Source organism: Pedobacter sp. Leaf250 (genome assembly GCF_920984735.1).
Classification (GTDB): domain Bacteria; phylum Bacteroidota; class Bacteroidia; order Sphingobacteriales; family Sphingobacteriaceae; genus Pedobacter.
On sequence record NZ_CAKLBU010000006.1, the window covers coordinates 238,038 to 244,658 of the forward strand.

Annotated in this window: 6 protein-coding genes; 3 read left to right on the forward strand and 3 right to left on the reverse strand. The window is 40.3% G+C overall.

Going from position 1 to position 6,621, the window contains the following annotated elements; genetic code table 11:
* Positions 1-55: 55 nt before the first annotated feature.
* From LUA91_RS07425 to LUA91_RS07435, 3 genes are read left to right on the forward strand one after another with little or no spacing between them, the layout of a single operon-like run.
* A complete protein-coding gene (locus tag LUA91_RS07425) occupies positions 56-1,807 on the forward strand; it encodes a glycoside hydrolase family 15 protein (protein ID WP_231425397.1) in 1,752 nt (583 codons plus the stop codon).
* 8 nt (positions 1,808-1,815) lie between these two features.
* Positions 1,816-2,625, forward strand: coding sequence for an SDR family NAD(P)-dependent oxidoreductase (locus LUA91_RS07430; RefSeq protein ID WP_231425398.1), 810 nt, complete (start codon positions 1,816-1,818; stop codon positions 2,623-2,625).
* Between the two features lies 1 nt (position 2,626).
* Complete coding sequence (locus LUA91_RS07435; RefSeq protein WP_231425399.1) at positions 2,627-3,394, forward strand: alpha/beta fold hydrolase; 768 nt, start codon at positions 2,627-2,629, stop codon at positions 3,392-3,394.
* 144 nt (positions 3,395-3,538) lie between these two features.
* On the opposite strand, the gene LUA91_RS07440 is transcribed toward LUA91_RS07435, so the two are convergent.
* From LUA91_RS07440 to LUA91_RS07450, 3 genes are all read right to left on the reverse strand, one after another.
* On the reverse strand, positions 3,539-4,435 hold the full coding sequence (locus LUA91_RS07440) for an SDR family oxidoreductase (protein WP_231425400.1): 897 nt from the start codon (positions 4,433-4,435) through the stop codon (positions 3,539-3,541).
* Between the two features lie 362 nt (positions 4,436-4,797).
* Entirely contained in the window at positions 4,798-5,631 is an 834-nt protein-coding gene (locus LUA91_RS07445; RefSeq protein WP_231425401.1) for an alpha/beta fold hydrolase, read from the reverse strand.
* Between the two features lie 449 nt (positions 5,632-6,080).
* On the reverse strand, positions 6,081-6,621 hold a 541-nt coding region (locus LUA91_RS07450), incomplete at its 5' end, for a lipopolysaccharide assembly protein LapB (RefSeq protein ID WP_231425402.1).

Below are 6,621 nucleotides of genomic sequence, written 5' to 3' on the forward strand. Positions count from 1 at the left end.
TACGCCAAACCCAAATTATATCATTCCTAATCTCGGGGCAAACTTTAAAAAAATTATGAAGACGGAACAAGCCATGATCGAAGATCTGGCTATCATTAGCGATCGAAGGAGCTGCGCGCTTTTGGACAAAGCTGCTACCATTAACTGGTATTGCCCTGAGCGCTTTGATACTGAAGCCATTTTTTCTTCTCTCCTCGATGATGAAAGAGGGGGATACTGGTCAGTCAGCGCGAAGGATAAGGTATTCCTAACTCGCCAATTTGATGGCAGAAGTAGCGTATTATTTACTAGTTTTTCTATCGGCAAAAGTGGATTGACGATTACAGATTTCATGCCGTTAGAGGAAAATTTCAGGGGGATTTGTAGGCTTTTTACGAATGCACCATCAACTATTGAAAACAAGGTTAGCATAAGGTCCGATTATGGATTAATAGCCGAAGATTACACTATCATATCAACCAAAAGCCTTAAAATAGAGAAATCTGGGCTCTACTTTCATGGTTCGCATCCATTGACAATTGATAAAGGTATTATTCATTTTGAAATTCCTGCTGGAGAAAGTGGTTGGGCCTACCTCGGCAAGGCAAATCAAATTAGCAAAGATGAACTACGAAAACTTCTGCGTACTACACTTCAAAAATGGAAAGAGCTGGAAAAGCTGGTGGATTATCATGGTCCTTATGAGAACCAGGTGCGGTACTCGCTCAGAGCATTGCAGCAGATGGTTTATGAGCCTACCGGAGGGATTATAGCAGCTGCCACCACTTCCCTACCTGAAGTAATCTGCGGTGAGCGTAATTATGATTACCGTTATGTTTGGATGAGAGATGCGGCGCTAATAACCTCATCACTAACACAAATCATTACAACTGGGGAACTGGAAGAGAAATTTATCGCCTTTGTCTCCGGTGCAATGGAAAAAAATGGGGAGGACCACATATCATGCTTTTATGCTGTTGATCAAACGAAAGTTTCGCCCGAGATAAGAGAAATTCCACTAAATGGGTATTTGCAAAGTCGGCCTGTACAGATCGGTAATTCGGCTGCAGATCAATTCCAATTAGATGCTGAAGGCAATATCTTAATTGCTTGTAGCATCATTTATCAAAAAACCGGTAAAGTGATTTATTGGAATACGGTAGAGAAGATTGCCGACTATATCTGTAAAAACTGGGAACGAAAAGATAATGGGATCTGGGAGGAAGAACAGTTGCAGCATTATACTTCCAGCAAGGCATTTGCCGCCCGCGGCCTGGAACTTATTGCACCCTATCAAAAGGATCAGGCTGTGGCTGACAGATGGTTGAAAAATGCAGCAATGATACGTGAATTTATTTCGAAGAACTGTTTGACCACTTCCGGTGCATTTGCAGTTCATGCTGGCTCAGAGAATGTAGATCTTTCTGCTGCATTATATGTTCCCTTCGGGGTTTATGATGCGCACGATGACAACATGTTGGCTACTATTCAGCAACTCGAAAAAAATTACTGTGAAGAGCATCTTTACAGGAGACACTTGCTTGAGTTTGACTCAGCCAAAGAAGGCGCCTTTTTAGCGGGAAGTTGCTGGATGGCCCATTATTACGCTATTGCGGGCGATCTTCAGCTGTGCAAAAAAATTCTCGACAAAGTGCTTGATTACAGTAACGACCTAGGCTATTTTTCCGAAGAGGCAGATCTGATGACGGGTCATTCACTTGGTAACTTTCCGCAAACATTCGTTCACTCCTCTTTTATTTGTGCGGTTAACGGTTACAAACAGGCATTAAAAGGAAATACAACTATTATCAAACCTATAAAACAATAATAATGAATATGAATTTAGACATTAAAAACAAAACAGCTGTTATTACTGGTGCAGATTCCGGCATCGGATTGGAAACTGCTATCATCTTAGCAAAAGCAGGAGTGAAGACGGTATTGGCGGATCTTGAAGAAGACAGCCTAAAAAAAGCATCTGAAAAACTGCTATCAGCCGTGCCTGAAGCGGAAGTTACCTGGCTTACGGTAGACCTCACTGATAATCAAAGTGTATTAAATCTAGCAAAACAGGTTAAAGAAAAGTACGGTCCCGCACATATTTTGATAAACAGTGCAGGTGCGCGTGGAGCCGCCGGAGACTTCCTAACTTTAACTGATGAAGATTGGCAGCAAACAATTGACGTGGATTTGATGGGGGCCGTAAGATTATGCAGGGCATTTATTCCTCATTTACAAGAAAACAATTGGGGACGGGTCGTATTGGTTTCGTCTGAAAACGCATACCAGCCCTATGAGGAAGAATCCCCGTATAATGCCTGCAAGGCAGGTATCATCAACCTGTCTAAATGTCTGTCAAGGTCATATTCTAAAGAAGGACTTCTGTTCAACTGTGTCTCACCGGCCTTTATAGAAACCCCGATGACCGACGCCATGATGGAGGATCTTGCTAAAGAAAGGGGTACAGATAAGGAAGAGGCAATAAAATGGTTTTTGAAGAACAAACGTCCAAATCTTGCTGTTGGAAGAAGGGGAAAACCGGTAGAAGTAGCTAATGTTATCGCATTTCTATCATCCGGACTTTCAAGTTTCGTAAATGGCAGCAACTACCGCATTGATGGCGGCGCTGTAGAAAACGCATTCTAAGATGAATGGTCCGGAAAATACGGTTAATGGGAATACAAGGATGCAACCTGCTCTGGTATTCCTCCACTATTTTGGCGGCTCGGCCAAAAGCTGGGAGTTTGTAATTTCACGGCTCGAAAGATATTATTCATGTATCGCGATTGACCTGCCGGGTTTTGGAAACACTGAGATGCTTGCTAAATCTTCGCTTAAGGGTTACGCAGATTTTGTTCGGCGAGAGTTAATGGCTAAAGGCATAACTTCCTATATTCTGATAGGCCATTCTATGGGTGGTAAGATTGCTTTGCAGTGCGCTGTAAATGACTACGAAAATGAGCAGGTACAGGGTTTGATTCTGATTGCGCCGTCACCACCCAGCTTTGAAGATATTCCAGAAAGTGAAAAGGCAAAAATGCGCCAGATTCCGGATTTGAAAGAATCGAGAGCAAAAGTTGACGCAGACACTATCACCAAATTAGTGCATCAAAGGTTAGATATAGCCATTCAAACCCCTTTGCAGGTTGCCTCGGATGCCAGGAAATGGTGGATTGATGAAGGAACACGTGAATCTATCGCAGATAAAACAAGGCAATTAAAAGTTCCTGTAACTCTTATAGCTTCAAAAGATGATCCTGCAATTAATTGGGCGATGACACAAGAACAAACTATACCGAATTTATCTCCCGAAATACAAATGGTAACTATTGATGGTATTGGTCATTTAATGCCTCTGGAAAATCCCGACCTTATTGCGTCGATGATATCAGACACACTAAATAAAAATAAGTAATTTACACCTATTTATTCGCGACCTATATACCCAAGTAAAGGTATGTATGAAACAGTCACTAATCGAAACTAAATCAAAACCCGGTGCAAGGAATGTTAAACATACCTTGCACCGGGTTTACTTATTATGTTATAGTCTGCTAATTTAAGGGTGACCGTTCCCGCCAGCAGATCCATATATCTGTCCGGTAGCATAACTGGCAGCACTATCCGCTAGCTGAACGTAAATTGATGCCAACTCAGCCGGCTGTCCAGGACGCCCAAGTGGGGTAACCTCTCCAAATTTGACAATCGCATCCTGAGGCTGTCCACCACTGGTTTGGAGAGGCGTCCATACTGGACCTGGTGCCACACCATTTACCCTGATTCCTTTTGGCCCGAGCTGCTTTGCTAATGATTTAACAAAGGCAACATTTGCAGCTTTTGTTTGTGCATAATCAAAAAGGTTTTCTGAAGGGTCGTAGGCCTGCACAGAACTGGTAGCAATGATAACCGAACCTTCCGAAAGGAACGCAAGTGCAGCCTTGGTAATCCAGAATGGTGCATAGATATTCGTTTTCATTGTGGTATCAAATTGAGCACTGCTTATCTCCTCAAGCGATTCTATCGCCTGTTGATGCCCGGCATTATTCACCAAGATGTCTATACCTCCCAATTTCTCTGCTGCTTGGGCAACTAAAGTCTTACAGAATTCTTCTGAGGTAATATCTCCAGCAATGCCATAACCTTTTCTTCCGGCTGCAGCGATAAGCCTAAGCACTTCGTCTGCATCAGATTGTTCTTGCGGTAAGTAGTTAATTACTACATCTGCACCTTCCCTTGCATATGCAATCGCAGTAGCGCGTCCGATTCCGGAATCACCACCGGTAATCAGGGCTTTTCTACCTTGCAGTCTTCCTGAACCTTTATATGATTCCTCACCGTGATCAGGGATTGGATCCATTTTTGAAGCGAGTCCCGGGACTTCCTGCGGTTGTTTTACGAACGGTGGGCGGGGATATTTTGTTAGTGGATTTTCAATTTTTCTTTGATTTTCTGACATCTTGATGTTTTTAAATTATTAAAGTAATTACTTGATCTACTATGTTAAGCGAATTTTAATATTTGCCTCTACAGTATCAATAAGGCTCAATGTCTTTTGTTTAAATAAATGAAATACATTTACAAATGATGTTTATATAAACTTAATTTTGGAAAGTTTAGTTCCCATTTATTATTCGATAACCAGATGTAATTGATACCTTTTTATTTATTTGAACTAAAAAAAACCGTTTCTACAAATTTTTTATTATCGAAAAGGGTATCTAACTTTCCTAGTTAGTCAACTTGTTATTAGATTATGATAACGAAATATACGTCTACTGAAAAGCCCATTTTCTAGACTGAAAATGGGCAGAGTATGAATTATCGGCCAATAAAGTTGATTAAATCCGCATTAAGCTGATCTTTTGAAGTAATGAAAAGTCCATGCGGCTCCCCTTCATATATGATATATTCAGCGCCGGGGATCATAGCTGCTGCTTGTTCTCCCGTTGCCTTGATTGGAACAGTCTGATCGTCATCCCCATGAATCACCAATGTAGGAACATTAATAGCCGAAATATCTCCTCTTAAATCAGTCGAGGAAAACGAGGTGGCGCAGGCAAGGGTTGACTTTAACGTTGCTTGCATAGCCAAAACAAGGTCATTGGTCAAAATCTGGTCACTAACCGGTTTATTTAGCAAGCTAACTCCATAAAATTGTTTTCCAAAATCGCCAAGAAAGCCAGCTCTGTCTGCCTGGATGCTACTCGCAATTTCATCGATTTTATCCTGCGGTACTCCCTCGGGATTATCATCAGTTTGCAACATGAAAGGTGCTATCGAACTGATCAAAACGGCCTTAGAAACCCCTGCACCACCATGCCTGCTAAAATATTTTACAACTTCTCCTCCTCCCATCGAAAAACCTACAAGTATTGCATTTTCAAGCTGTAACTCCTCGATTATAGCTTTGAGGTCATCTGCAAGGGTATCATAATCGTATCCTGTCAGGGGTTTATCTGATTTCCCAAAACCTCTTCGGTCATAAGCAATGCATCGGTAACCGGCATCTGTAAGTGCAGCAATCTGATAGTCCCACATCTGATGATCGAGTGGCCACCCGTGAATAAGGACAACTGGTGTTCCAGAGCCCAAGTCTTGATAATGAAGATTAACTTCTGTGCCATCCTGGCTGGTAGTTTTTATAAATTTCATAGTGTTTTTAATAAATTTCTTATTAAGAAATCAACACAAACAGTAAGAAGTTGTTCGTAATTCTTTGAAAATTGACACTTCCAAATGGTTTAATTAGATTAATGTCAAAGAATTTTGATTGTCCAGTAAATAATTTTAGCGATTCATTAATAATAGCCTTAGTTGATTGCTGATTTGGTTTTAGTTTCGAATCGGCATAGTTTTACATGGTCATAGGTTTTAGCATTTTGGATTGTAAAAGTAAAGTAGATATCTGGTCAAACTGCAACATTACCTGTGTTAAATATTTTACAAAGTGTTACATTAAATTTAGAAACAGGATTCTGTCTCAAAAAACGAAGATATCCATCCTGCTATTATGTATCTCTCTTTCAGCTGTAACTTATATACACTAATACAGCCTTGAGAAAAATGTTTCGAAAACGATTAATAAAACTAGTGAAAAAATACTATAACTTAACTTCGTTCTTCCAAGTTATAGCGGCACTGTAGTCACTATTAACCTTTAAACACTTTGCGAGGTAAATTTTTGATTTCATATAGTTCTTTTGCATATAATAACATTTTGCGAGTAATAGATATGCTGCTTCGTCTTTAGCCATTAAACGCTCAGGAAAGGTTGTAGGTTTATTTAAGAGGAAAAAATTTAAGTTGTTTATTCCTTGTTCCAGATTTTTCCCAGATTTCACTGCCAGTACTCCCAGTCTATATTTATAAATAGATGACTTTGTATAATCATATGCTTCTTCAAGGACAGACCAAGCCTTATCGAAATCTTTAAGGCCATCTACATACATCGTGGAAAGCCAAGAGTAGCCGTTAGAAGTATAGGCTTTTCCAAATTTCTTACCGGATTCTATTGACATCGTAAGTTTGTATAAATAGGTTTTGAGAATTGCTGTCAGAATATAATTTTGTTCAGCATAAAAGATCCAGCAAAGAGAAGGAATAAGACTTTTACTTGTCATTGGCCAATAAGGTCCTTCAGGA